Source organism: Staphylococcus sp. EG-SA-2 (genome assembly GCF_017152085.1).
In genome coordinates this window covers 1-576 of sequence record NZ_JACYHC010000029.1, presented here as the reverse complement: position 1 = coordinate 576, position 576 = coordinate 1, and the positions used below count along the sequence as shown (strand labels likewise).

The 576-nt window shown below is 36.6% G+C and carries 1 pseudogene; it reads left to right on the top strand.

Annotated features, from left to right (window positions below):
- A pseudogene (locus tag IDG60_RS21590) lies at positions 1 to 99 on the top strand (hypothetical protein); the annotation flags it as partial.
- Positions 100 to 576: the final 477 nt, after the last annotated feature.

Genomic DNA, 576 nt, shown 5'->3' with positions numbered 1-576 from the left:
GGAACGTGGGTCAATCTATTATTTAAATCTTTATCGCTCAGCATGATTATCGTTTTCATGTTCTACTATATTCGTTTTGTTATTGAGAAAAAGCGTTAAATCAAAGCTATGGGGATAGTATTTGAAAAGAATAAATAAAAGGGACGATGTAAATCAATGTAATATGCTCTACAAAGTTATATTGGCAGTAGTTGACTGAACGAAAATGCGCTTGTAACAAGCTTTTTTCGATTCTAGTCAGGGGCCCCAACACAGAGAATTTCGAAATGAAATTCTACAGGCAATGCGAGTTGGGGTGTGGGCCCCAACACAGAAGCTGACGAAAAATCAGCTTACAATAATGTGCAAGTTGGCGGGGCCCTAACAAAGAGAAATTGGATTCCCAATTTCTACAGACAATGTAAGTTGGGGTGGGACGACGATAAAGAAATACTTTTTCTATAGAAATTAGTATTTCTTATGCATGAGTTTTACTCATGTATTCCTATTTTTAAGTACACATTAGCTGTGGCTAATGTGTAAGAACCACTACATAATAAATCATTAGTGGCTCTTTATCATTTCTGTCCCACTCCC